At 41.7% G+C, this 22541-nt stretch carries 22 protein-coding genes, 1 pseudogene and 2 riboswitches; of the genes and pseudogenes, 12 read left to right on the top strand and 11 right to left on the bottom strand.

Annotated elements, in window-relative coordinates; all coding sequences use genetic code 11:
* The 4 genes and pseudogenes from ACJHV0_RS10035 to ACJHV0_RS10020 form a co-directional block, all read left to right on the top strand.
* A pseudogene (locus tag ACJHV0_RS10035) lies at positions 1-115 on the top strand (alpha/beta hydrolase); the annotation flags it as partial.
* 96 nt (positions 116-211) lie between these two features.
* Positions 212-763 (top strand): DapH/DapD/GlmU-related protein, encoded by a 552-nt coding sequence (locus tag ACJHV0_RS10030; RefSeq protein WP_483134105.1) that lies wholly within the window; start codon positions 212-214, stop codon positions 761-763.
* Between the two features lie 10 nt (positions 764-773).
* A complete protein-coding gene (locus ACJHV0_RS10025; protein ID WP_483134104.1) occupies positions 774-1259 on the top strand; it encodes a cyclophilin-like fold protein in 486 nt (161 codons plus the stop codon).
* A gap of 164 nt (positions 1260-1423) precedes the next feature.
* The gene (locus tag ACJHV0_RS10020; protein ID WP_483134107.1) at positions 1424-2371 is read left to right on the top strand and encodes an NAD(P)H-dependent flavin oxidoreductase; all 948 of its coding nucleotides are present in this window, start codon (positions 1424-1426) and stop codon (positions 2369-2371) included.
* A gap of 92 nt (positions 2372-2463) precedes the next feature.
* Here ACJHV0_RS10020 and ACJHV0_RS10015 read toward each other — a convergent pair whose 3' ends face one another.
* The 8 genes from ACJHV0_RS10015 to nrfA all read right to left on the bottom strand — a co-directional run bounded on the left by ACJHV0_RS10015 (position 2464) and on the right by nrfA (position 10053).
* Positions 2464-3231 (bottom strand): TPR domain-containing protein, encoded by a 768-nt coding sequence (locus ACJHV0_RS10015; RefSeq protein ID WP_483134103.1) that lies wholly within the window; start codon positions 3229-3231, stop codon positions 2464-2466.
* An 11-nt stretch (positions 3232-3242) separates the two neighbouring features.
* Positions 3243-3674 carry a heme lyase NrfEFG subunit NrfF gene (nrfF, locus tag ACJHV0_RS10010; RefSeq protein ID WP_025235417.1) on the bottom strand — a complete coding sequence of 144 codons (432 nt, stop codon included), beginning with the start codon at positions 3672-3674 and terminating at the stop codon, positions 3243-3245.
* A 3-nt stretch (positions 3675-3677) separates the two neighbouring features.
* A complete protein-coding gene (locus ACJHV0_RS10005; protein ID WP_483134102.1) occupies positions 3678-4211 on the bottom strand; it encodes a redoxin family protein in 534 nt (177 codons plus the stop codon).
* Positions 4208-6112: a heme lyase NrfEFG subunit NrfE gene (gene nrfE / locus ACJHV0_RS10000; RefSeq protein WP_483134101.1), complete on the bottom strand. Its 1905-nt coding sequence runs from the start codon at positions 6110-6112 to the stop codon at positions 4208-4210. The genes ACJHV0_RS10005 and nrfE overlap by 4 nt, the downstream gene beginning before the upstream one ends.
* Before the next feature lie 135 nt (positions 6113-6247).
* Entirely contained in the window at positions 6248-7216 is a 969-nt protein-coding gene (gene nrfD, locus ACJHV0_RS09995; protein ID WP_025235414.1) for a cytochrome c nitrite reductase subunit NrfD, read from the bottom strand.
* Positions 7216-7893 (bottom strand): cytochrome c nitrite reductase Fe-S protein, encoded by a 678-nt coding sequence (gene nrfC, locus ACJHV0_RS09990; RefSeq protein ID WP_025235413.1) that lies wholly within the window; start codon positions 7891-7893, stop codon positions 7216-7218. Before nrfC ends, nrfD begins: the two co-directional genes overlap by 1 nt.
* The gene (nrfB, locus tag ACJHV0_RS09985) at positions 7893-8549 is read right to left on the bottom strand and encodes a cytochrome c nitrite reductase pentaheme subunit (protein WP_483134100.1); all 657 of its coding nucleotides are present in this window, start codon (positions 8547-8549) and stop codon (positions 7893-7895) included. The genes nrfC and nrfB overlap by 1 nt, the downstream gene beginning before the upstream one ends.
* Positions 8550-8568: 19 nt before the next feature.
* On the bottom strand, positions 8569-10053 hold the full coding sequence (nrfA, locus tag ACJHV0_RS09980; RefSeq protein ID WP_025235411.1) for an ammonia-forming nitrite reductase cytochrome c552 subunit: 1485 nt from the start codon (positions 10051-10053) through the stop codon (positions 8569-8571).
* A gap of 341 nt (positions 10054-10394) precedes the next feature.
* On the opposite strand from nrfA, the gene ilvG reads away from it, so the two are divergent.
* The 6 genes from ilvG to ACJHV0_RS09950 all read left to right on the top strand — a co-directional run bounded on the left by ilvG (position 10395) and on the right by ACJHV0_RS09950 (position 17067).
* Positions 10395-12047: an acetolactate synthase 2 catalytic subunit gene (gene ilvG, locus ACJHV0_RS09975; protein ID WP_483134099.1), complete on the top strand. Its 1653-nt coding sequence runs from the start codon at positions 10395-10397 to the stop codon at positions 12045-12047.
* 8 nt (positions 12048-12055) lie between these two features.
* A complete protein-coding gene (gene ilvM, locus ACJHV0_RS09970) occupies positions 12056-12274 on the top strand; it encodes an acetolactate synthase 2 small subunit (protein WP_483134098.1) in 219 nt (72 codons plus the stop codon).
* Between the two features lie 210 nt (positions 12275-12484).
* Entirely contained in the window at positions 12485-12958 is a 474-nt protein-coding gene (gene nrdG, locus ACJHV0_RS09965) for an anaerobic ribonucleoside-triphosphate reductase activating protein (RefSeq protein WP_483134097.1), read from the top strand.
* Positions 12955-14736: an anaerobic ribonucleoside-triphosphate reductase gene (nrdD, locus tag ACJHV0_RS09960; RefSeq protein ID WP_483134096.1), complete on the top strand. Its 1782-nt coding sequence runs from the start codon at positions 12955-12957 to the stop codon at positions 14734-14736. The genes nrdG and nrdD overlap by 4 nt, the downstream gene beginning before the upstream one ends.
* 46 nt (positions 14737-14782) lie before the next feature.
* A riboswitch (TPP riboswitch) is annotated at positions 14783-14886 on the top strand.
* Positions 14887-14942: 56 nt separating this feature from the next.
* The gene (thiM, locus tag ACJHV0_RS09955; RefSeq protein ID WP_483134095.1) at positions 14943-15761 is read left to right on the top strand and encodes a hydroxyethylthiazole kinase; all 819 of its coding nucleotides are present in this window, start codon (positions 14943-14945) and stop codon (positions 15759-15761) included.
* A complete protein-coding gene (locus ACJHV0_RS09950; RefSeq protein ID WP_483134094.1) occupies positions 15754-17067 on the top strand; it encodes an MFS transporter in 1314 nt (437 codons plus the stop codon). The genes thiM and ACJHV0_RS09950 overlap by 8 nt, the downstream gene beginning before the upstream one ends.
* A 47-nt stretch (positions 17068-17114) precedes the next feature.
* Here the strand turns inward: ACJHV0_RS09950 and thiE are convergent, their stop codons facing one another.
* Both thiE and sppA read right to left on the bottom strand, forming a co-directional pair.
* On the bottom strand, positions 17115-18626 hold the full coding sequence (gene thiE / locus ACJHV0_RS09945) for a thiamine phosphate synthase (protein ID WP_483134093.1): 1512 nt from the start codon (positions 18624-18626) through the stop codon (positions 17115-17117).
* A gap of 61 nt (positions 18627-18687) precedes the next feature.
* A riboswitch (TPP riboswitch) is annotated at positions 18688-18784 on the bottom strand.
* 79 nt (positions 18785-18863) lie between these two features.
* On the bottom strand, positions 18864-20720 hold the full coding sequence (sppA, locus tag ACJHV0_RS09940) for a signal peptide peptidase SppA (RefSeq protein ID WP_483134106.1): 1857 nt from the start codon (positions 20718-20720) through the stop codon (positions 18864-18866).
* 104 nt (positions 20721-20824) lie between these two features.
* Between sppA and ACJHV0_RS09935 the strand changes: the two genes are divergently transcribed.
* The gene (locus tag ACJHV0_RS09935; protein WP_283386957.1) at positions 20825-21388 is read left to right on the top strand and encodes a nitroreductase family protein; all 564 of its coding nucleotides are present in this window, start codon (positions 20825-20827) and stop codon (positions 21386-21388) included.
* A 1-nt stretch (position 21389) separates the two neighbouring features.
* Complete coding sequence (locus ACJHV0_RS09930) at positions 21390-22211, top strand: SDR family NAD(P)-dependent oxidoreductase (RefSeq protein WP_483134092.1); 822 nt, start codon at positions 21390-21392, stop codon at positions 22209-22211.
* 14 nt (positions 22212-22225) lie between these two features.
* On the opposite strand, the gene ACJHV0_RS09925 is transcribed toward ACJHV0_RS09930, so the two are convergent.
* Complete coding sequence (locus ACJHV0_RS09925; RefSeq protein WP_483134091.1) at positions 22226-22402, bottom strand: hypothetical protein; 177 nt, start codon at positions 22400-22402, stop codon at positions 22226-22228.
* Between the last annotated feature and the right edge of the window lie 139 nt (positions 22403-22541).

The following is a 22541-nucleotide window of genomic DNA, read 5'->3' as shown; positions in this document are numbered from 1 at the left end:
AAACAAAGAATTGTATATCGTGTCAAACGCAACCCACGTTGATTTATACGATAACCAAGCACGTAAAATTCCCTTTGATAAATTTGAACAATTTTTTAAAGCGAATTTAAAATAAAAATTAAGCCGTCTGAAAGTAAAATTTTCGGACGGCTTAATTTAAAATAAGGTTTTTCAGGCTGCCTGAAAAACACCAAGCACTAAGGAAAACGCAATGCACAACTTTCCCCTAAACCAAATCATCGCCCCAGACAGCGAAGATTTCAAACGCATACACGCCATCGTTGCCGAAAACCAGCCGATAATCGCCAAGCTCAATCACGGCTATTTAACCCCAGATGATATCCGCACGGCATTTTGCACTTTTACCCAAAGCGAAATAGACGACAGCCTTACGGTAAACCTGCCGTTTTTTTGTGATTTCGGACGGCATATCCGCATCGGCAAAAATGTTTTTATCAACACCGCCTGCGTGTTTACCGATTTGGGCGGGATTACGCTAGAAGACAATGTGCTGATTGCCCCCAATGTCAAAATTCTGACCGTCAATCACCCCGAAACGCCAAGCCGGCGTAGGGGTCTGATTTTAAAGCCCGTACACATCAGGCAAAATGCGTGGATAGGCGCAGGGGCGACCATTTTGGGCGGGGTTACGGTGGGGCAAAACGCCATTGTTGCGGCAGGGGCGGTGGTCAGCAAAGATGTGCCTGATAATGCCGTAGTGGCGGGCATTCCTGCCAAAGTCATCAAAACCATAGATTGCTAAGGAGATACCAATGAATCGTCTGCTGTTACCCTTAATCCTGATGCTGACCGCTGCTGCCTGCTCTGCCGAAAGTCCCGCTACCGGGCAGTCCAACGCCCAAAATCCCAACACCCAAAATCTAAAAATACAGGAGAAAACAATGTCCCAACCCCCCGTCTCTGTCAGCATCAATAACCAAGTCTTTGAAGTGCAATTGGAAAACAACCCAACCGCCCAAAGTTTTGCCAATCTGTTACCACTGGATTTGGCAATGAATGACCATCTAAATAACGAAAAATTCGCCACTTTGCCAAACGCTTTGCCAACGAACGACAAAACCGCAGGACAAATCCACGCAGGTGATGTAATGCTTTATCAAGGCGATACGGTTGTGATTTTTTATGAAAGTTTTCACAGCAATTATCGCTACACCAAAATCGGACGAATCAGCAATGTCGACACACTCAAACAAACATTGGGGCGTGGCGATGTACAAGTAAAATGGAATGCAAAATAAAAAAATGCCGTTTGAACAATGTTTCAGACGGCATTTTTGTTTTCAGGCAGCCTGAAAAATAATATTTCCAAAAACGAAAACCAACTTTCCAAAAATCTCCATTCCGTTGCTAATTCTAAAATTTTAGAATACGCCCATTCCATTTATTTTAAAGAGAAAATTTGATGAACCGCATTAGCCAAATCCTAAACATCAAACACCCCATTGTCCAAGCCCCAATGTCGTGGCTGACGGACGCACATCTGGTGGCGAGCGTGGCGGACGCTGGCGGACTGGGCTTTTTAGCCCTACACGCAGGGCAGACGACCAACCCCACTTCCAACGAGGAAGTTTTGGAGCGTATGCGTAACGAAATCCGCAAGGTCAAAGCCTTGACCGATAAGCCTTTTGGCGTGCCGTTTATGTTGTCGTACGATTTTTCGCTGATTCCCTTAATGGTGGATTTGTTTATTGAAGAAGGCGTGCCTGTGGTGCTGGACAATGGCTGGCTTGACCCCGAGATTTACGCCAAATTCAAACAGGCTAGCATTAAAATCATCTGTCGTTTGCCCAATCCCAATTTGGCGGACGCTTTAAAAGCCCAAGCGTTAGGGGCGGATATTTTGGTGCTGACGGGCTTTGACGAAGGCGGAACTTTGCCGATGAAAGAAGTGAGCAGTTTTAATGTCTTGGCGGAATTTGTCGGTAAAGTGGATTTGCCGATTATGCTGGCGGGCGGGATTGCCGATAAAAAATCGGTTCAGGCTGCCTTAACTTTGGGGGCAGAAGGCGTGTGGATTGGCACGGCATTTATCGCCACAGCCGAGTGCCGAAGTCATCAAAAAGTCAAAGAATGGATTGTGAATGCAACGGCTAATGATTTGTTATTGTTCCGCACCGAGCCGTATTATTACCGCTCTTTGCCAACACAGCTTGCCAAAAAATGCTTTGAAATGAGTGAAAACGGGGCAACCCGTGCCGACATCGCCAAGGTGATGAACGCTGGCACAGGAATGCGTTTGGGTATGCTGGAAGGCGATTTTGACAATGGCTATGTGTCGGTGGGCAATGGCATTTCACAAATCCACAAAATCAAAAGCGTGAAAGAATTGATTGATGAGTTGATGGGTTAAATTGGCAAAATCCAACACCGTTTAAATGGGAATTTGAGCGGTGTTTTTCGCTCGTCGTTTGCAACATACCCTAGAAACAATACCACTTACACTTATTTCTCCTGCTGTCCTTCCAACATCTGCCTTGCCATTTCCATACTTTGAATAATCGCTCGGCGGTTAATCGCATCATTGTTGCTATCTAGCACTTTCCGCCAGTAATCAAGTGCTTGTTGGTAGTTATTATTTAGAAAGCCGTCCGAAGCCCGTAGCAATAAACTGGCACTTTCATTTTTATCTAAACTCAAGGCTTCATCAATAATTGCATTAATTTCTACGGTCATTTTCTGTCCGTTATCGTAATAACGGGCAGTGGCAATTGCCCCTAAAATAGCGGCTTTTTTACCAAGTAGTTTTTGAGCATTGTCGTAGCAAACTAAGGCGGAGTCAAAGTCATTGCTTAACACATAAGCCTGCCCTAATTCATACCACAGGTCTCCACTATTGGGATTTTCTCTTAGCTGATTTTGTAGACTGATAATGTAGCGTTCATTTTTTGATGTGCCGTGCTGTTCGCTTACTTGTTGCTGGAAATCTTTGTGGACTTTCAAGCCTTCTTGTACAACTTGATAACGCCCTGAGAAAGCATAGTAAGCAGTTCCTAACAATAAAATTGCGATAAGTGAAAGCATTGCCATTTTAGCAAGCGGTCGATTTTTAACGTTATTTTGCAACTCATTTTTTTCAAATTGAGCCTTCTCAAATTGGTAACGCTGCTCTGCCTCACGCTCATACTCTTGCTTCACATCCTCTGCAAAATATTGAGCAAATTTGACCGCTTGTTGATAATTTTCTCTGCTTAATTGATCACGGGTTTCCATTGAATTTACTCTTATTTGGTTCTATTTTTTCGAGTTCGCCATAAAATCGCAATAAACAATAAGCCGAACAATCCAACCGGTAAGCCCCAGAGCACCCACGTTTGTGGTGTAAGCGGTGGCTGGTAATTCACAAAATTGCCGAAACGTTCAGTCATAATGCGGATAATTTCCTCATTACTTTTGCCTTCATTTACCATTTCGTACACTTCAATCCGCAAGTTATAGGCGGCAGTTGCGTTTGATTCCACCAAATTTTGGTTTTGGCACTGTAGGCAACGTAAAGAGCGAGCAAGTGAAATCGCCCTTACTCGATCTGATTCGTTTTTGAATTGGAAAGTATCTACCATATCCGCTTGGGCGGTGTTAATGCAAACACTCATCGCAAATACAAGCGGTAAAATTTTGGCAATTTTTTGCAAAAGTGAAAATAGGTTATTTATCATTCACTATTTTTCCTTCCTAAGAGCCTCTAATCTTGGCATAAAATCTTGGGCGAAATCCGGGTTGTAGCCTTTTTGTTGATAACGTACCACACCGTGTCGATCAATTAAATAGCTCGATGGGGCTGATGAAACTTTAAGTGTTTGAATTAAAAAGCCTTTTTCATAATCATCAATAATCAAGCTAAACGGATTTCCCCAATTTTCTAAGGCTTTCAAGGCATCATTCGGGCGATCGTTGTAGGTCAAACCAACAATCGGCACGCCTTGCTGTTTGAGTTCTAATAAAATAGGAAATTCTTTAATACACCAAGTACACCAGCTTGCCCAAACGTTGAGAATATAAGGCTCTTGAGGCAAGCTGTTGTTATTTAAATGAGCATTGCCATCAAGTAAGTTTTTGCCCACAAATTCAGGGAAAGGCTTACCCTGCCAATCTTCGGTTGGTGAAAGTGCATCTTTATTCATTAACGGCACGGCAAGAAAGCCCACAATCATTACAAGTATCAAAATAGGAATAAGTAACAATGCTTTTTTCATTTTTTATGTTCTCTACGATAGCCGAATAATGCCAAAATGGAGGCAATAATCATAATAATACCACCCAGCCAAAGGGCTTGCACATAAGGCTTGTAATGCAGGCGGAAAGCGTATTCTAAATTACCGAATTTATCGCCCATAACAATGTAAATATCGTCTAAATAGTGGTGATAAAGCCCGACCTCTGCCATCGTCATCGTACGCACATCGTAATAACGTCTTTCCGGCGTTACTGTTGCAAGCACTTTCTCATCTTTACTAATTGAAAATACGGCTTGTTCTGAGGTGTAATTTGGACCAATTAAATCGTGATAATCTTGATATTTGAAGGTAAAACCCGCTAATTCCGCCTGTTCATTTGGTTTTAAACGCACGCCAATTTCATCGCCATAATAGCTGTTCATCATCGCTCCAATCACGCAGATCGCAAAGCCGATGTGGGCTAATCGCATTGCAAGCGGTTTTATTTTGAACATAAATGGCAAATAAGGGATATGGGTTAAAATAATCCATACTGCGAAACTGATAAACACAATTGGCAGTAGCACGAAATCAAAATGCGGTCTTTGTGAAATAGAGGTGTAAATTATGCCGAGAGCCAAGCCTACTGCCACAGGGAATAACCATAATTTTACTAAAATCTGTTTAGTTGGAATCTGTTTCCAGCGTAGCACTACTGCAAATCCCATCACTACCATTAGCAGTAAACTAAGCGGAGCAAAAACACTATTGAAATACGGAGCACCAACCGAGATCGATCCCCAATTCATTATGGTAAAGATCATCGGATAAAATGTACCTAACAATACGACACAAGCTGCTACACTAAATAAGCCGTTAATCAGTAGGAATGCTGTTTCTTTCGAGAGCAAATCAAAACGAACTTTGCCTTGCCATAAATGAGCTCTAAAGGCGAAAAGAGCTAAAGCAACGAAACTGAGGCTAAAAAAGAGGATAAGAATTGCCATTCCTCTGTCAGGATCAACCGCAAAAGCGTGAACAGATGTTAACACCCCTGAGCGAACAATAAAAGTGCCTAATAAACTTAAAGCGAAGGCGAAGATGGCAAGTAAAATTGTCCAGTAGTAGAACACGCCTCGTTGTTGGCTCACGATCAAACTATGCACTAATGCTGTGCCTAATAACCAAGGCATTAATGAGGCATTTTCGACAGGATCCCAGAACCACCAGCCGCCCCAGCCGAGTTCATAATACGCCCACCAAGCTCCTAAAATGATGCCTGCGGTGAGAAATCCCCACGAAATCATCGTCCACGGGCGAATCCAACGCATTACTGCCGCATCCATTCCACCGGAAATTAAGGCAGCGACAATCATCGCAAAGCTAACCGCAAAGCCTACATAGCCTAAGTAAAGTAGCGGAGGGTGGAAGATTAAACCAATATCTTGCAACATTGGATTGAGATCTTGCCCTTCCGGTGGAGGTGGAAAGCCTCGCTCGAATGGGCTAGAAACTAACAAAATGAAAAGCAAGAAACCAAGCGAAATCAGCCCCAGCATTACCAAAGTTCGATTGGCAAACAAGCGGTCAATTTTTTGCGAAAATTTGCAAAATACCGCTGACCAAAGCACAAGAGCAGTAAGCCAAAACAGCATTGAGCCTTCGTGTCCGCCCCAAGTAGCAGCAAATTTAAAGAAATCAGGAAGTTGGCTATTGGAATGGGCTGCGACATAGATAACAGAAAAGTCATCTGTCAAAAAAGCATAGGCTAAAGCGGAAAAGGAAATTGTGGTGAAAGCAGCTTGCAAATAAGTAAACAAAGGCGATAACGCCAGCCAATGATATTGCTTGCGTAGCTCTCCCCAAAGTGAAAAACCAATTTGAAAAACCGCTGAAATTGCAGCCAATAAAAGTGAAAAATAGCCCAGTTCAGGTAGCATAATAAATCCAAAAAATGACCGCTTGTGAAGGTAAAATAGGACGAAAATAGATGTTTAATTAAATTCCCATCTTAGCAAAGAGGGGGGCTATATTAGCCCCCACCCTATTGCTTAAATAATTTTCTAGCTTATCGCTTAGCTTGCAACCGTAAGTTGCCCTGCATAGAGGATAAAGTAACGTAAACAGAGTACACCGATTAAGTCGAAAATGGAAATTAAGATAATAAATTTCACATTATGTTTCAAGCGGTGGCTACCAAAAATATTTGCCGTTAATGGAATAGCGATACCAATTAACATTACGCCGATCCAGAATACGCTACCCCAGAAGCCTGAAAGTGCATTTGTTAAAGCAAGTGATTTATCTGCCCCACCGAAGTGTAAGCCCACGAAGAATGCCACAATTAAACCTAATTCAGTTACCATAATCGGCACTTCAAATTTGTGCATAAAGTGGACTTCGTGGCTTTCCCCCGATAATTTACCGGCAATTAATACCATCAGGAATGTTGCCGCAATACCTGAAGATGCACCGGATGCTAAGAATAGTGCCGGTAACACAGGGTTGTTTAACATCGGATAGCTGACTAAGGCTGATAGTAGGAAGCCTGTGTAAGCCCCTAATACCGCCGCTAACACGAATAAGATAAATTCAATCGGTTTTAACAGTTTTGCTTCGGCAAAATCGATCCAACCTAAAGCAAATTTAAACATTGGTAGGTAGCGGCTAATAAAGCAGGCTAACCAATCTTTAAACATAATTGCAATCCAAACAACGAGAACTGCCATATAAAGTTGGAATAACATCACCCCCATCGACATTACCGATGAAAAGTTGTAGTTGAACATTAATTTCCAGAATGTCCAAGGTTTGGTCAAGTGGAAAATTAGCAACAACAAACCAATGATGGTTGGTAATGTACCAAGAATTGCCGCACTGCGAATAATCCAGTTTTGGCTTGGTTTTTCGATTTTTACACCGCTATTACGGTAAGCAATCGCTAACTGTACCGCACCTGATGAAATACCAAGTAGAAATAAATAGATAGCGATGGTGCCGTCCCAAACAAGGTTTGGGGTTTGGAAAGGTACATATTCATTCATTATCTATGTTCTCCTTTACCAAATGGAATGTGATACAAGTTCGGCTCTGTACCGAGCGATGTTTTCGTGCGATAAACAGGGTTGTTTTTCACTTTGTGGAAAATATCGCTGGTTGGATCGTTCATATCACCGAAGGTTAATGCTTTGGTTGGGCAGGCTTCAACACAAGCAGGTTGTTTGCCCTCAGCCAAGTTGGTGTCACGACAGAAGTTACATTTATCTGCCGATTTTTTCTCTGGGTGAATGAAACGTACACGGTACGGACACACCGCAATACAATATTGACAACCCACACATAAATCTGAATGAACATCCACAATCCCCGTTTCCGGATCAACAAACGATGCACCTGTCGGGCAAACACTTACGCAAGGTGCGTTAGTACAATGTTGGCAAGATTGACGGAAAAACTCATACTGTACATTTGGGAATTCGCCAAACGGCTCGCTACGGATAATTTCTAATCGAGAAACACCTTCCGGCACTTTGTTTGTAGTACGGCAAGCGTCCATACACGCAGTACAACCGATACAAGAGGTTTCATCGTGTACCATCGCATAGCGAATTTTCTTTTGTTCTTTCTCAGTAGCAAGAGTTACTGAGGTAGCAAGCCCGGTGCTTGCTACGACAGCTATAGCACCTGCCCCTGAGACGAAATCTCTACGGGTGCAAGTCATTATTTTATTCCTTTTGCTTCTGTGGCTTTCATTTCAGGGTTTTTAAATTCTCCTGAATGCACTTTGGTATGGCAATCTACACAGAGTTTGATGCGATCTTTTTCTGCAATGCCTTTCATCGGCTCTTTTTCCGGGTGAATTTCGTGGCAGTTTGTGCACGAAATTTTTGATGCGTGAGTATCGTGAGCCCAGAATTTTTCACGCAAAGCGTCCGGATTATGACACGCCATACACACTTGGTTTTGCTCGTGAACAGAACGCTCTAACTCAGGGTTAGATGCTTTACCGTGCGGATTAAAACGCATCACATCTTTCGCCCCTTTACGGTGGCTTTCAGAAATGTTGCCGTGGCAGCTCACACAAGTAATTTGCTCACCGGTGTTCGGGCTTTTCACATCTTTTTGGAAATGTTTGCCTACGTGATGGAACGGTTTACCTGTCGCATTTGCTGTTTCGTGACATTGCGTACAGTATTTGTTTGGATCACGGCGAGCATCTTGAGCAATTTGTGAATTATCCGCTTGTTCAGATTGCCAAAGTGGTTTTGGCGGAGCCGGCATTTCTGCACTAGCGGTTGAAATTGCAAAAAAACTTGCAAATGCGACCGCTTGTAGGAGGGCGATTCCTCGCCCTGCTTTTGAGATTAAATTTTTCATAGTATCACCTCAAGCTACATTATTTTGCATCTGCTTTTGGTGCGTCTTCTGCAGGCAATAAGCCTTTAGCACGAGCTTCTTTTTCCCATTGTGGCACAACTGTTTTTAAGAATTCATCTTTCGCAGCTTGCTCTTTAGGAATATCTAAGCCAATCGCTAATTGTGCTTTCTCTTTGGTTGAGATGTCTGGAATTGCAACCGGAGTGGTCACGCCGTGTTTCGCTAATACTACACCTAACTCTGCACGAGCATCTGCTGCACGGTCAATACCGGTTGCGATAGTACGTAGCATAACATCTGGTGCGTGGAAATGGTTACCGTGCCCTGCCGCTGAGTAGTCCCAACGCCATTGAGCGTGACGGATTGCAGTTAAAATATCTTTCATTTCAACTTCTGTTGCACCGGCTTCCCAAGCCGCTTTCGCTTCGAAGTGAGCTTTCACTAATTGATCTTCTAAACGAATCATCGCTTCTTTCACATCGTGTTTGTATTGTTTCACACGTTTTTCAAGTGTTTCTTTGCTTTGCTCGTGGCAAGTTTTACAAGTCGCTTCAAAGTTATCGAACGGATTACCGATTTTGTGTTCGGTGTAAACTTTTCCGTCTTTATCTTTCACTTTTGGCATATGGCAGTCAATACAAGTCACTCCGTTTTTACCGTGTGTACCTTGAGCCCAAACTTCGAAGTCAGGGTGTTGGGTTTTTAACATTGGTGCTTTAGATAAGGCGTGTGTCCAGTCGGCAAAGTTGATTTCATCGTAGTATTTTTCGATGCTATCTACATCAATACCGTTTTTCCAAGGGAAAGTTACGTCTGTTTTATTTTTGAAGTAGTATTCCACGTGGCAGTTTGCACACACGGCTGGACGTTGTCCGTGCTTGTCTAAGTCTTCAAATTTCCAACCAATGGTATTTAACGCACGCAATACGTGAGGACGTGCAACACGAAGTGCTGCTTTACCTTCTTTAAACTCTTCTGAAGCTGTATCGTGGCAGTCTGCACAACCAATTGAGTTTACGACTTCTGAACCATATTTTGCCCATTTAGGGTCAAAATAACCACGCTCACCTTTTTCTTCAATTAAGCGAGCAACATCCGGACCTTTACAGGTCCAACAAGCTGAAGGCTGTGGACCGTCGTTTTCATCTTTAGGTGCCCCGGTACGCAAAATATCACGCACATCGGTAACCGCATAGTAATGCCCACGTGGTTTGTTATAATCTTTAGAGAACGCATAGCCTGCCCATAAAATCACATAACGTGGGTCATACTCTAACGCACTACCACGGTCGGTTGATTGAGAAGTCGCTTTCCAAGAGTTATATTGGAGCGGATATTTCTCTGCAAAAAGATGGTTTGCAGACTCAACCGTTACGCCTAATTTTTCGTGTTTAACGGCTTTATCTGTTAAAGACTCTTTTTTTGCTTCTTCTGCTAAAGCCGGTTGTAAACACCCCAATATTGAAATTGCAGCCACCATTAGGCTTTTCGTGAATAATTTCATTTTGGTTCTCCCACTCAGGTAAAAAATCATTAAATATAAATAAGAATTTTTCCTATTACATTAATAAGAAAATTCTAATAATTCATTAAAGAGAATATGAAATTTAAATCAACTCTACTATCGCAAAGTGAATATTTTTTGAATTAAATCAAGAAAATTCCGCAAAATACCCCTTAAGGGTTAAAGCCTTTTACAGCCTAAATAAAAACGACTTTTATTTGCTTAAATTATAGATAAAATCAATTCTTACTTTAGTCAAAATTAAAGTTTAAAAAATAGTGAATTTGTGGTATCTATAACATTTTTTAACAAATAATAAAAAATGCGAAGGACACAACACAATGAATGGTGCAAGATTTATTACTGAGAGCCTAAAAGCTCACGGTGTAACTCATCTTTTTGGCTATCCGGGGGGAGCAATAATGCCAACCTATGATGCCATATATGATTCGGGCTTAGAGCATCTTCTCTGCCGCAATGAGCAAGGTGCTGCAATGGCAGCAATTGGTTACGCTCGTTCAACAGGAAAAGTGGGCGTTTGCATTGCTACTTCAGGACCGGGAGCGACGAATTTAATTACCGGATTAGGTGATGCAGCACTAGATTCTATTCCTATCGTTGCTATTACCGGGCAGGTTGCAAGCCATTTAATAGGTACAGACGCCTTCCAAGAAGCAGACGTTCTCGGGTTGTCGCTCGGCTGTACTAAGCACAGTTTTATCGTTCAAAGTATTGAAGAACTACCTGAGATTTTAGCCCTTGCGTTCCAAATTGCTCAAAGTGGCAGACCGGGTCCTGTATTAGTTGATATTCCGCGAGATGTTCAATTAGCTCCTATTAATGCTCAACCCATTGTTTATACGAAAGAGAAAGCTCCTACACAAAATGCAGAGAAACTAGCTGAAGCCAAAAAACTATTATCAGAAGCTAAACGCCCTGTGCTTTACGTTGGTGGAGGCGTAGGAATGGCAGACGGTGTACAAGCGGTCAGAAATTTTGTAAAAATTGCAAATATTCCTTCTGTTTCCACACTAAAAGGATTAGGCACTATCGAACCAACCGATCCGCTTTATATGGGTATGATTGGTATGCACGGCACAAAAGCCGCTAACTATGCCGTGCAAGAGTGCGATTTACTCATAGCCTGTGGTGCTCGTTTTGACGATCGTGTAACCGGTAAATTAGACACTTTTGCTCCTCACGCAAAAGTCATTCATATTGATATTGATAATGCTGAAATTAACAAGCTACGACAAGCTCAAATTGCCCTACAAGGCAGCCTCATAGAAGCAATTAATTATTTAGCTCAACCGTTAGACATTGATGCTTGGCGTGAAGATGTACGTAATTTAAAACAGCAATTTGACTTCCAATATCAAGAAAATAGCGGTAATGGTGATATCGATGCGGTTGCGTTATTACATACCTTGTCTAACCGTAAAGCAAAAAACAGTGTCGTAACAACCGATGTTGGTCAGCACCAAATGTGGTCGGCACAACATTTAACTTATACCGATCCGAAAAACTACATTACCTCAGCAGGCTTCGGCTCAATGGGCTTTGGCTTGCCTGCTGCAATCGGAGCTCAAGTTGCTCGTCCTGAAGATCAAGTCATTGTTATCACGGGCGATGGCTCAATTTTAATGAACATTCAAGAACTTGGCACTATCAAGCGTGGTAAGCTGCCGGTAAAAATTTTGTTGCTGGATAACCAACGTTTAGGAATGGTTCGCCAATGGCAATCTCTGTTCTTCCACGGTCGCCACAGCCAAACAATTTTAGACGACAACCCGGATTTCGTAATGCTTGCTAAAGCCTTTGATATTGAGGGCGAACGCATTGAAAAGGCTTGCGAAGTTTCGGACGGAATTGACCGCTTGTTAAATGCCAAAGGGGCGTATTTACTCCACGTTTGCATTCCACAAGAAGATAACGTCTGGCCTCTCGTGCCACCAGGTGCTTGTAATGCGGATATGCTGGACGATGATGTGTAGGAGGAAAAATGCAAGAATATCAATTAACCTTAAAAGCCAACAAACGCCCGGAAACTTTAGAGCGTATTTTAAGAATGATCCGTCATCGTGGTTTTGAAGTAAAAAGTTTGAAGGTTGAAGCAAATAATGCAACATTTGAATTAGAATTGACTTTAGTAAGCCAACGCCAGATTTCACTTTTAACCCATCAATTAGAAAAACTGTTTGATGTTATAGAGATCAATTAGTCAAACTTTTCAAGACCGTGTGTTTTCTACACGGTCTTTTTTTCGCCAAAAATTTACAATTCTCTATCTTTTTGATTTTATTCACATCTTCAAATTTCAACCTATTTTTCTTGTTTTTTGCTCTTTACTTTTTAAACCCAACAGATCTAACATACTATATATAGTGTTAAATAATGTTAAAAAACACAACATATTGTGTTAATAATAAAAATGGAAAACCTCAGATTCAGTTCAGAACAAATTGTTTGGCAAGAAGTGCCGAATGAAACTTCACTGGCTTTTCTCATTACAGGCTGTCCGCTTGGCTGTAAAGGCTGCCATAGTGTAGAGAGTTGGAAAGCCTGTGAGGGAAAAGAGCTAACGCTTGATTATCTCAATGAACGCCTAAAACGCTATCAAGGTTTAATTAGTTGCGTGCTATTTATGGGGGGTGAATGGCAAGCGGAAACATTACTCTCTTTATTAAAACGTTGTAAGCAACAAAAGCTACAAACTTGCCTCTACACAGGCTTAGAGCGGCACGAAATTCCTCCTTGTTTACTGACTGAATTAACTTACTTAAAAACAGGTCGTTGGATTGCCGAGCAAGGCGGATTAAACAGCCTGACCACTAACCAACGTTTTATTGATTTACGCAATAATGAAAATCTAAACCACTTATTTATCAAAGGAGCAATGCTATGATTCGCTTAGAAGCGAAACAAATTTCAGAAAAATTAGCTTTTATTGACCACTACATTCAAGCCCAAAATGCGGCTGATGGCTCAAAAATGGACGCTAACGCCAACGTAACACAAAAAAATATTGCCACAATGGAAAACGAGCTGATGAAAGATTTTTTTGTGCAAATTAATCGAGCAAAAATCAGCGAAAAAATTGCAAAACTTTTTGATAAAGAGACCGCTTGCGAATACTTACGCCAAATTGAAGCACACGAAATTTACGTTCACGATGAAACCAGCCTCAAACCTTATTGTGTATCGGTTACAATGTATCCGTTTTTGCGTGATGGCTTAACCAAACTGGGGGGCGAATCCAAAGCTCCAAAACATCTGGCTTCTTTTTGCGGCTCTTTTGTCAATTTTGTTTTTGCGGTTAGTTCCCAATTTGCCGGAGCTGTTGCGACCGTTGAATTTCTTACCTATTTTGACTATTTTGCCCGTAAAGATTATGGCGATAACTACCTGAAAACCCATCGTTCCGACATTGAAAATCACCTCCAACAAGTGGTCTACAGCATTAACCAACCGGCTGCCGCACGAGGCTATCAAAGCGTATTTTGGAATATTTCGGTTTACGATAAATTCTATTTTGAGGCAATGTTCGGTAACTTTGTGTTCCCTGATTTTGAAAAGCCCTGCTGGGAAACCACCGCTAAATTGCAGCTTTTCTTTATGCAATGGTTTAACAAAGAACGCAGCAAAGCCATTCTTACGTTCCCTGTAGTAACTGCCGCAATGCTAACTGAACAAGGTAAATGCAAAGATGACGAATTTGCCAACCAAATGGCAAATGAACTGGCACAAGGTAATTCCTTTTTTATTTATCAGTCGGATAACCCTGATTCCCTCGCTTCTTGCTGCCGTTTACGCAATGAAATCAGTGATCACACCTTCTCTTACTCACTCGGTGCTGGCGGTGTAGCAACAGGTTCGATAAATGTGATTACGATTAATATGAACCGTTTAGTGCAAGATAAGCGTGATTTGAGTTCAGAAGTCAGCAAGATCCATAAATATCAATATGCTTACCGAAAATTGATGGAGGAATATTTAGCCAACGGAATGCTGCCTGTTTATGATGCTGGATTTATTTCGTTAGATAAACAATTCCTCACCATCGGCATTAACGGTATGGCAGAAGCGGCTGAATCTCAAGGCTTGAAAGTAGGCTACAATCCTGAATATATTGAATTTGTGCAATCTCGCTTAAAAACAATTTTTGAGGCAAACCAAGCTGCCAGCCAACAATATGGTGTGAAGTTCAACACTGAATTTGTGCCTGCCGAAAATTTAGGGGTAAAAAATGCGAAATGGGATAAAGCAGACGGCTATTTCGTGCCTCGTGATTGCTACAACTCCTATTTCTATGTGGTAGAAGATGAAGAAACTAACGCTCTCGATAAATTCTTACTGCACGGCAAAAAGCTAATTGAATGGCTAGATGGTGGTTCAGCCTTGCATTTAAACCTCGATGAAGCCTTAACCGCCAACGGCTATCGTTCACTATTAGACACCGCCGCTAAAACAGGCTGCAACTATTTCTGCATTAACGTCAAAATCACAATTTGCAACGAATGTAGCCATATCGACAAACGCACTTTGCATCGTTGCTCCAAATGCGGCTCGCAAAATATTGACTACGGCACACGAGTTATCGGCTATTTAAAACGGGTTTCTGCCTTTAGTTCTGCCCGCCAAAAAGAGCATAGTTTGCGGTTTTATCATCGAGAAGCGGCTTAACGTTTAAGGTACTTTACAACCCTTTTCTAAAGTTTTATATTGAGCTCTCATTTAGTCGGGGTGCTTGTTTACTCAAATAAAGCAAGCTGAGAAATACCCGTTGAACCTGATGCAGTTAGCACTGACGTAGGAAACTAAAGGCTTAAAACCGATCTATTCCCGTTCGTGTTGGTGCATTGTTTTTTCAATACAATGAGGAATAAACGATGACCACATCTACCCCATTTCAATCCACCTATTTGCAAAAAATTCGGCAAAATCGACCGCTTGTTCATAATATTACCAACATTGTTGCCGCTAACTTTTCCGCCAATGGTTTATTGGCTCTCGGGGCTTCACCCATTATGGCGACTGCCATTGAGGAGATGGAAGCTGTGCCTCAATTAAGTTCGGCTGTGGTAATTAATATCGGCACATTAATCGGCAAAGAAGTGGAAGCAATGGTGCTTGCCGGTAAAACGGCAAACCGTTTAGGCATTCCTGTAATTCTTGACCCTGTCGGCGTTGGAGCAACACCTTTTCGCCGTCAAACGGTTGAAATCTTGCTTAACGAAATCCAATTCACCGCCATTCGAGGCAATGCAGGAGAACTTGCCACCCTCGCAGGCGTAAAATGGCAGGCTAAAGGCGTTGATGCCGGCGAAGGCTCGCATAGCCTTGTGGAAATCGCTCAACAAGTTGCTAAACGTTATAAAACCTTAGTTGCCATTAGTGGCGAAACCGATGTAGTAAGCGATGGCTTACGCACTGCGTTACTTAAAAACGGCAGCCCAATGTTCCCACAAATTACCGCTTCAGGCTGTTTATTAAGTGCCGTGTGCGGTGCATTTTTAGCCGTTGCTGAGAAAAAACGCTATTTCAACGCACTGGTTGAGGCTTGTACCGCTTATGCGGTTGCCGGTGAAGTTGCGGCAAAATCACTCAAACCAACCCAATACGGGCAATTTGCAGTCAATCTTTTAGATGAATTAGGGGCTTTAATACCGGAAACGGTTGAGCAATATGCGGAGGTGGAATATGTCTAGCCTACAATCGAGTCCGACAAAAGTTGCCGTTGCCTCAATGGTTGGCACGGCAATTGAATACTTTGATAACTATATCTACACAATGGCTGCAGTACTGGTATTTAACGTGCAGTTTTTCAATAGTGATGACCCTGTTTCTAACCAATTAATGTCGCTTTCCGTTCTTGCCCTTGCCTTTTTCACTCGCCCGATGGGCTCGATCATTTTCGGGCATTTCGGCGATAAATATGGACGTAAACAAACCCTTATTGCCTCGCTTTTATTGATGGGCTTATCCACAGTAGCGATTGGTTTACTGCCAAACTATGCCGCTATTGGTATTTGGGCAACGGTACTGCTCTGCTTATGCCGTATCGGGCAAGGTTTGGGCTTAGGGGGAGAATGGGGAGGAGCTGCATTAGTCGCCACCGAACACGCCCCCAAAAACAAACGGGCATTTTTTGGTATTTTTCCGCAAATGGGAGCTCCTATCGGCTTGCTATTAGCCAATGGGGCATTCTACTTAGTTAATCTCATTTATGGCGAACAAGCTTTTCTGGATTGGGCGTGGCGAATTCCGTTTATTGCCTCTATTGTGATGATTTTTATCGGCTTGTATATCCGCATAAAAATTAGCGAAAGCCCAATTTTCCTCAAGGCAGAACAACAAGGGAAAAACCGCCACACGCCACTTAAAACGCTCTTTAGCAAGCATTTCAAGCCATTTATGATCGGCGTATTAATTGCCACCGCAGGCTATGTGCTATTCTACATTTTAGTTGCCTTTACCCCGATTTTCGTAAAAAGCCCTGTTGCGGTGTCTAAAGCAGGTTACGCCACAGGTTTGGGCTTGCCGGCAAATCTCTACACCCAATATTTGCTGATCACATCCGTAATTTTCGGAATCGCCATTTTCTTCTCAGGCTTATATTCCGACCGCATCGGTCGCCGTTTATTACTACTCATCGCCACAGGGGCAACCGTAATTTACGGCTTAATAATGCCATTTTTTCTAGAAAACGGCACACCAACCTCAATCTTTATTTTCTTAACCATCGGAATGATCTTAATAGGCTTAAGTTTTGGGCCAATGGCAGTCATTCTACCTGAACTTTTTCCAACAGAAGTACGATACACAGGAGCCTCCCTTGCCTACACCGCAGCAGGTATTTTAGGGGCGAGTGTATTTACCATTATTGCGGTTAAAATTAACGAAAACTTCGGCTTATTTGGGGTTGGAGGTTATTTATCTGTCGCCTCATTGTTAAGCTTTTGGGCATTGTGGCAAGTTCACGAAACTAAAGATTTGGAATTGGCGGAGATTTAACTGAAACAAATTAGGCGGAACTTACATCCGCCTAAATTATATTTTAATTACACATTTGCAAATTTTTCCAGATTTTTAACCGCTTGTTGCCAATCTGTAGCCTGCGTAATGGCACTCACCACTGCAGCACTGCCTACACCGGTGCTCATCACATTTTCAATTCTGTCTTCATTAATTCCGCCAATTGCTACCGTTGGAATTTGAAGTGGTGCAACCAGACCGACATATTTCGCTAAATTAACCAGTCCCTGTGGCTGCGATGGCATTTCCTTTGTTTGCGTTGGGAAAACGTGTCCAAATGCAATATAAGAAGGTTGAATTGCTAAGGCTCGCATAATTTCAAAATAGCCGTGAGTGGAAACGCCTAACCGCAATCCTGCTTGTTGGATAGCATTTAAATCTGCTGTGGCTAAATCTTCCTGCCCTAAATGCACACCGTAAGCCTGATATTTTACCGCAAGCTGCCAGTAATCATTCACAAACAGGCGGACATTATACTGTTTCGCAAGCTTTATTGAGCGTGCAATTTCTGTTTCAACTTCTGCAAGCGGTCGATTTTTCACACGAATTTGCAAGGTTTTTATCCCGGCAAGAATCAAGCGTTCAATCCACTCGAAGCTCTCTACCACAGGGTAAAGCCCAAGCTGATAATCAGTTGCCGCAAAAGGTTTTTTCGGCAAATTGAGCGGTGCAGAAACCAGTGCGGTTTGAGGGAAGAAATCAATATCTTCCGGGTAGCCTGTGTGGCATAACGAACTTAGTGCAGTTTGCCCTCTCCCTTCTTTTTCCGATAAACCTTTTTGTAAATACGCAGTAGCAACGGTTACGGCATCAGGCAAATCAAAACCTTTGGCTAACATTGAACCCACCGCAGAAGCATAGGTACAACCTGTACCGTGTGTATTAACACTTTGCAGTCTTGGGTGGGAAAAGGAAAAAATGTCTTGGGAGTTAAGCAGATAATCACTTACCGTTTCGCCCTGCCATTCAAAATGTCCGCCTTTGGCTAAAACAGCCTTCACACCTTGTGAAATAAGCATTTGAGCAGCAGTTTTCACATCATCAAACCTATTAATTTCAGTCTCGCTCAATAGGGCTAATTCAGTTCCATTTGGTGTAATCAGATCAACTAACGGATAGAGTTTTTCTTGCACTACGGGTAATAAAATACTGTCTGAGAGAGCCTGTCCGCTACTTGCTACCGCAACAGGATCGTAAACTACAAAGCAATAGTTTTTACTTTCTAATCGAATTTTTTGGATATATTCACATAAAATCTCAACTTGAGCCTGTGAACAAAGTAAGCCAATTTTGATTGCATTTGGATAGCCTTGCATTAATAGGGCTTCAAACTGCCGGCGGAAAGTGTGATCATCAACAGGTGTTACACAAAGCACGCCGTGTGGGTGTTGGGCTGTAACAGACGTAACCACCGAGCACCCCACTAAATTAAAATCGTGAAAGGTATATAAATCGGTTTGTAGCCCTGCTCCGGCACAAGAATCTGAACCGGCAACCGTCCAAATCACTTTAGGTTGATGGGTATTAGAAATAGACATCGCAAAATCCTCTTTTTTAAAGTTAGGGTTTGCTTGTCAGAGATGTGGCAATAGGTAAAATTGAATGTTAAAACTTGTTCCCTACGCAGGTACTAACCTACAGGTTCGACGGATCTCGCAGTTGCGATCTCAGCCCTATGGCACTCCGACAAGCATTTTTAGTATAGCTTACAAGCGGTTATTTTCCACAAAAAATTTGCAAAATTTTCTGAAAAATGAACCGCTTGTTAGCATTGATTAATTTACTTTTCCGCAATTTAAACAGTAGAGATACATCTGTTTTGGATCATTAAAACGTGAAAGGATTTCCATTTGTTTCTGCGATTGCTTCAGCACAGGTAAATCAAACCAGTTAGTTAGACTCACTTGTAGCTGAGTTTTGAAATCACGAGCAAGCGTGCCAAATAGGCTGTCGTCTTGTTCGGCAAACCATTGTAAACCGAATCGCTCAACCTTTGCTTTGCTCTGTGCTTCACGTTTTTGATTGATTAGATCAGATAAGGTAACAAAAGCCACATTAAAATTGCCTAACTCATCAACTAAACCGTGTTTTAGTGCATCAGAGCCTAGCCAAACTTGCCCTTGAGCGACCTTATCTACCGCCTCTTTTGACATATTTCTGCCACGAGAAACCAGCTCTAAGAAACGGTCATAGCCATTTTCAATGCCGATTTGCAGCACTTCACCTTGCTCTTTCGGTAGGCTTTTCAAACCGATTGGCTCTGCCAATGCAGAGGTTGCAATGCCATCTTCACTCACGCCTAAGTTTTTAGCTGTTTTTTCAAAGGTTACCGCTAAACCAAAAATGCCGATTGAGCCGGTGATGGTATTTGGGCTGGCAATAATTTTATCGCTGGTTGCCGCAATCCAATAACCGCCTGATGCCGCCATTCCCCCCATTGAAGCAACGACTGGCTTACCTTCTTTTTGGAATGCTTCTACTTCTTGGCGAATAAGCTCTGATGCCATCGCACTTCCACCCGGACTATTAATACGTAAAATCAAGCCTTCTACGTTTTTATCGGCTCTTGCTTCTTGCAGTAATTTTACAATAGTTTCACTACCCACGCCTGATTGGTCGCTCTCGCCTGTTATAATTGCCCCTTCCACATTTACAACGGCAATTTTAGGGACGTTGATATCAGCAAAACGGTCATTTAGCTCAAGTTCATAGTCTGAAAATTCAATGTGGTTATACGCTCCCTCACTGTTTTCACCAAATTTTTCGATCAATTTTGCTTTGCTTTCTTGGTTAGACACTAGCTGTGTTACCCACTTTTGATTTATGGCGAACTGAGCATCATCGCCTTTTGCAGCTTTATATTTTTCAATATAGTTTTCGGCAGATAAATTAATTTCTTTTGGTTCAATTTTACGGTTGTGAGCGATCATTTCCACCGTTTGTTGCCAAGTACCATTGAGCCAACCTCGAGCATTTTGTTTAGCCTCTTCAGACATATCATCACGCATAAAAGGCTCAACTGCTGATTTGTAAGTACCTACACGGAAAATATGTGCTTCAGCTTCAATTTTATCTAACAAGGTTTTGAAATAAGTATTGGAATAGCTTAAGCCTTGAAGCTCCACAGAACCCGCTTTATTTAAATAAATTTCATCGGCGAATGAAGCAAGATAATATTGCTTTTGTGAATATTGCTCACCAATAGCAATAACCGGTTTGCCTGATTCTTTGAAGCTATTAATTTCATTACCAATAAAATCTAAAGAGGAAAAATCAGCATTTTGTAAATTATGCAAATCCAGCACTAATCCTGTAATTTGCGGATCATTTTTCGCTTTGCTAATCGCTTGCACTACATCAAAAGTTGAAATTTTAAAGGGCTCGGCTCCGCCTAGTTCAGATTGAAGCAAGCGGTAGAAATCAGTAAATTCTTCGCGATTATCCACCAAATAACCATCTAAATTTAAACGTAACGCCCCTTGTGTAAAAACAGGTTTTTGCGTGTTTTGCGAGGAAGCTATAAACCCAACCACAGGCACTAAGAATAGAATAAATAAGATAAAAAAGAGATTAATAACACACTCTCTAATACAGCGAAACATTTTATAAATCGCTTTTAGCATATTTAACATCATAAATCCCTAAAAATAAAACAGTCGGCACAGTATAAAGCAATCACGGAATGAATAAAATATGCTATTCTTAAACCAAAAGAAATTCATAAAAGGTAATGTTTATGCAAATCTTAGATCTATTACATCATCGCCGTTCTAATAAAAAATTTGGTGATAAAGCCCCAACTCCCGAACAACTTGAACAAATTTTAAAAGCAGGATTGCGAGTGCCTGATCACGGCAAATTAAAACCTTATCGTTTTGTGGTGATTGAAAAAAGCGGAATGCCACAACTTTGCGAGCTCTTCAAAGCTGCGGTTGAAGAATTTGATATGGGCGAAGAACGTTTGAAAAAAGCGGAAAAGTTATCTAATCAAGCCCCTATGATCATTGGTGTAATTGCTAAGTTAGATCATAGTATTGCAAAAGTACCCACTTGGGAGCAGATGATAACTGCCGGTTGTAGCAGCTATGCCATTCAACTAGCCGCAAATTCACTCGGTTTTGATACGGTTTGGATCACCAATAAATGGGTAAATGGCTCAGCTCTTCGCTCTGCTTTTGGCTGTCAAGAACAAGATCAAGTGATCGCCTTAATTATGCTCGGCTCGCCTGAGGAAGAAGGCAAAATCGCTCTCGCTCCGGAAAGCGAGAGTTTAGACGGTTTTGTAAACTATATAAGATAAAATGAAAACAATTTTAATCACAGGTTGCTCTTCCGGCATTGGATATGAGACTGCACATCATCTCAGAGATGCAGGCTGGCGAGTGATCGCCAGCTGCCGAAAAGAACAAGATGTCGAGCGGTTGAAATCAGAAGGATTTGAATGCCTTTTGCTTGATGTAACCCGTTCAAAACATATCCAAAATGCCTTTCAATATATTCAAACAAGCGGTCAATTAGATGCGATTTTTTGCAATGCTGGCTATGGTCAGCCCGGCTGTGTAGAAGATGTACCAAAAGCTGCGTTGCAAGAAATTTTTGAAACCAATGTGTTTGGGGCTTGGGAAGTTATTCATCACGCAATGAAAATCTTCCGAGAGCAAAATCACGGTAGAATTCTAATCAATAGTAGCATTTTAGGCTTTGCGGCGATGCATTATCGTGGGGCTTATAACGCGACTAAATTTGCCTTAGAAGGGCTTGCTGATACCTTACGTTGCGAGCTGCACGGCTCTAATATTTATGTTTCGCTGATTCAACCCGGTCCGATTCAAAGTAACTTCCGCCCAAACTCAGTGGCAAAATTAGAACAATATATTGATGTGGAAAACTCCTATCACAAAGCCCTCAACCAGAGCCAATATCAACGTTTAACCACCAAAGGCAATGCCAATTCTTTTACCTTACCGGCAACTGCCTGTGCTAGAGCCTGTTTAAAAGCACTGAATGCCGAAAAGCCGAAAGCACGTTATCAAGTAACCTTCCCCACCAAATTATTTTGGTGGCTAAGACGGATTTTGCCGACAATGGCGTTTGATTATATGAATCGGAAGTTTGGTGGGTAAGCCATTAATTCACGTTATTTTGTGTTAGCTTCTCTAGCCAGCTCTTCCGCAGAATATTTCACAGCAGACATTTTATTCTGTATTTGCTGTTTAATACTTGCCATTTCATTATCCATTTCTTTTTTTCTTTCCTTGGATAGTTCTATTCCTTGATATTTTAAATAAAGAGCATTATTAGTAATTTCGTACATTTTGTACATTTTGTACATTTTGTACATTTTGTACATTTTGTACATTTTGTACATTTTGTACATTTTGTACATTTTGTACATTTTGTACATTTTGTACATTTTGTACATTTTGTACATTTTGTACATTTTGTACATTTTG

The sequence above is a fragment of the Mannheimia sp. genome (assembly GCF_056854775.1).
Note: the sequence above shows the minus strand (reverse complement) of the source record. Positions and strands in the feature narration are given on the sequence as shown.

Coding starts and splice junctions, on each gene's coding strand:
- ACJHV0_RS10020 (WP_483134107.1), top strand. CDS start 1,424: ATGAACCGCATTAGCCAAATCCTAAACATCAAACACCCCATTGTCCAA.
- thiE (WP_483134093.1), bottom strand. CDS start 18,626: ATGTCTATTTCTAATACCCATCAACCTAAAGTGATTTGGACGGTTGCC.
- sppA (WP_483134106.1), bottom strand. CDS start 20,720: ATGTTAAATATGCTAAAAGCGATTTATAAAATGTTTCGCTGTATTAGA.
- nrdD (WP_483134096.1), top strand. CDS start 12,955: ATGATTCGCTTAGAAGCGAAACAAATTTCAGAAAAATTAGCTTTTATT.
- nrfD (WP_025235414.1), bottom strand. CDS start 7,216: ATGAATGAATATGTACCTTTCCAAACCCCAAACCTTGTTTGGGACGGC.
- nrfE (WP_483134101.1), bottom strand. CDS start 6,112: ATGCTACCTGAACTGGGCTATTTTTCACTTTTATTGGCTGCAATTTCA.
- ACJHV0_RS10030 (WP_483134105.1), top strand. CDS start 212: ATGCACAACTTTCCCCTAAACCAAATCATCGCCCCAGACAGCGAAGAT.
- ilvM (WP_483134098.1), top strand. CDS start 12,056: ATGCAAGAATATCAATTAACCTTAAAAGCCAACAAACGCCCGGAAACT.
- nrfC (WP_025235413.1), bottom strand. CDS start 7,893: ATGACTTGCACCCGTAGAGATTTCGTCTCAGGGGCAGGTGCTATAGCT.
- nrfF (WP_025235417.1), bottom strand. CDS start 3,674: ATGATAAATAACCTATTTTCACTTTTGCAAAAAATTGCCAAAATTTTA.
- ACJHV0_RS09930 (WP_483134092.1), top strand. CDS start 21,390: ATGAAAACAATTTTAATCACAGGTTGCTCTTCCGGCATTGGATATGAG.
- ilvG (WP_483134099.1), top strand. CDS start 10,395: ATGAATGGTGCAAGATTTATTACTGAGAGCCTAAAAGCTCACGGTGTA.
- nrfA (WP_025235411.1), bottom strand. CDS start 10,053: ATGAAATTATTCACGAAAAGCCTAATGGTGGCTGCAATTTCAATATTG.
- ACJHV0_RS09935 (WP_283386957.1), top strand. CDS start 20,825: ATGCAAATCTTAGATCTATTACATCATCGCCGTTCTAATAAAAAATTT.
- ACJHV0_RS10015 (WP_483134103.1), bottom strand. CDS start 3,231: ATGGAAACCCGTGATCAATTAAGCAGAGAAAATTATCAACAAGCGGTC.
- ACJHV0_RS10005 (WP_483134102.1), bottom strand. CDS start 4,211: ATGAAAAAAGCATTGTTACTTATTCCTATTTTGATACTTGTAATGATT.
- nrfB (WP_483134100.1), bottom strand. CDS start 8,549: ATGAAAAATTTAATCTCAAAAGCAGGGCGAGGAATCGCCCTCCTACAA.
- nrdG (WP_483134097.1), top strand. CDS start 12,485: ATGGAAAACCTCAGATTCAGTTCAGAACAAATTGTTTGGCAAGAAGTG.
- ACJHV0_RS09950 (WP_483134094.1), top strand. CDS start 15,754: ATGTCTAGCCTACAATCGAGTCCGACAAAAGTTGCCGTTGCCTCAATG.
- thiM (WP_483134095.1), top strand. CDS start 14,943: ATGACCACATCTACCCCATTTCAATCCACCTATTTGCAAAAAATTCGG.
- ACJHV0_RS09925 (WP_483134091.1), bottom strand. CDS start 22,402: ATGTACGAAATTACTAATAATGCTCTTTATTTAAAATATCAAGGAATA.
- ACJHV0_RS10025 (WP_483134104.1), top strand. CDS start 774: ATGAATCGTCTGCTGTTACCCTTAATCCTGATGCTGACCGCTGCTGCC.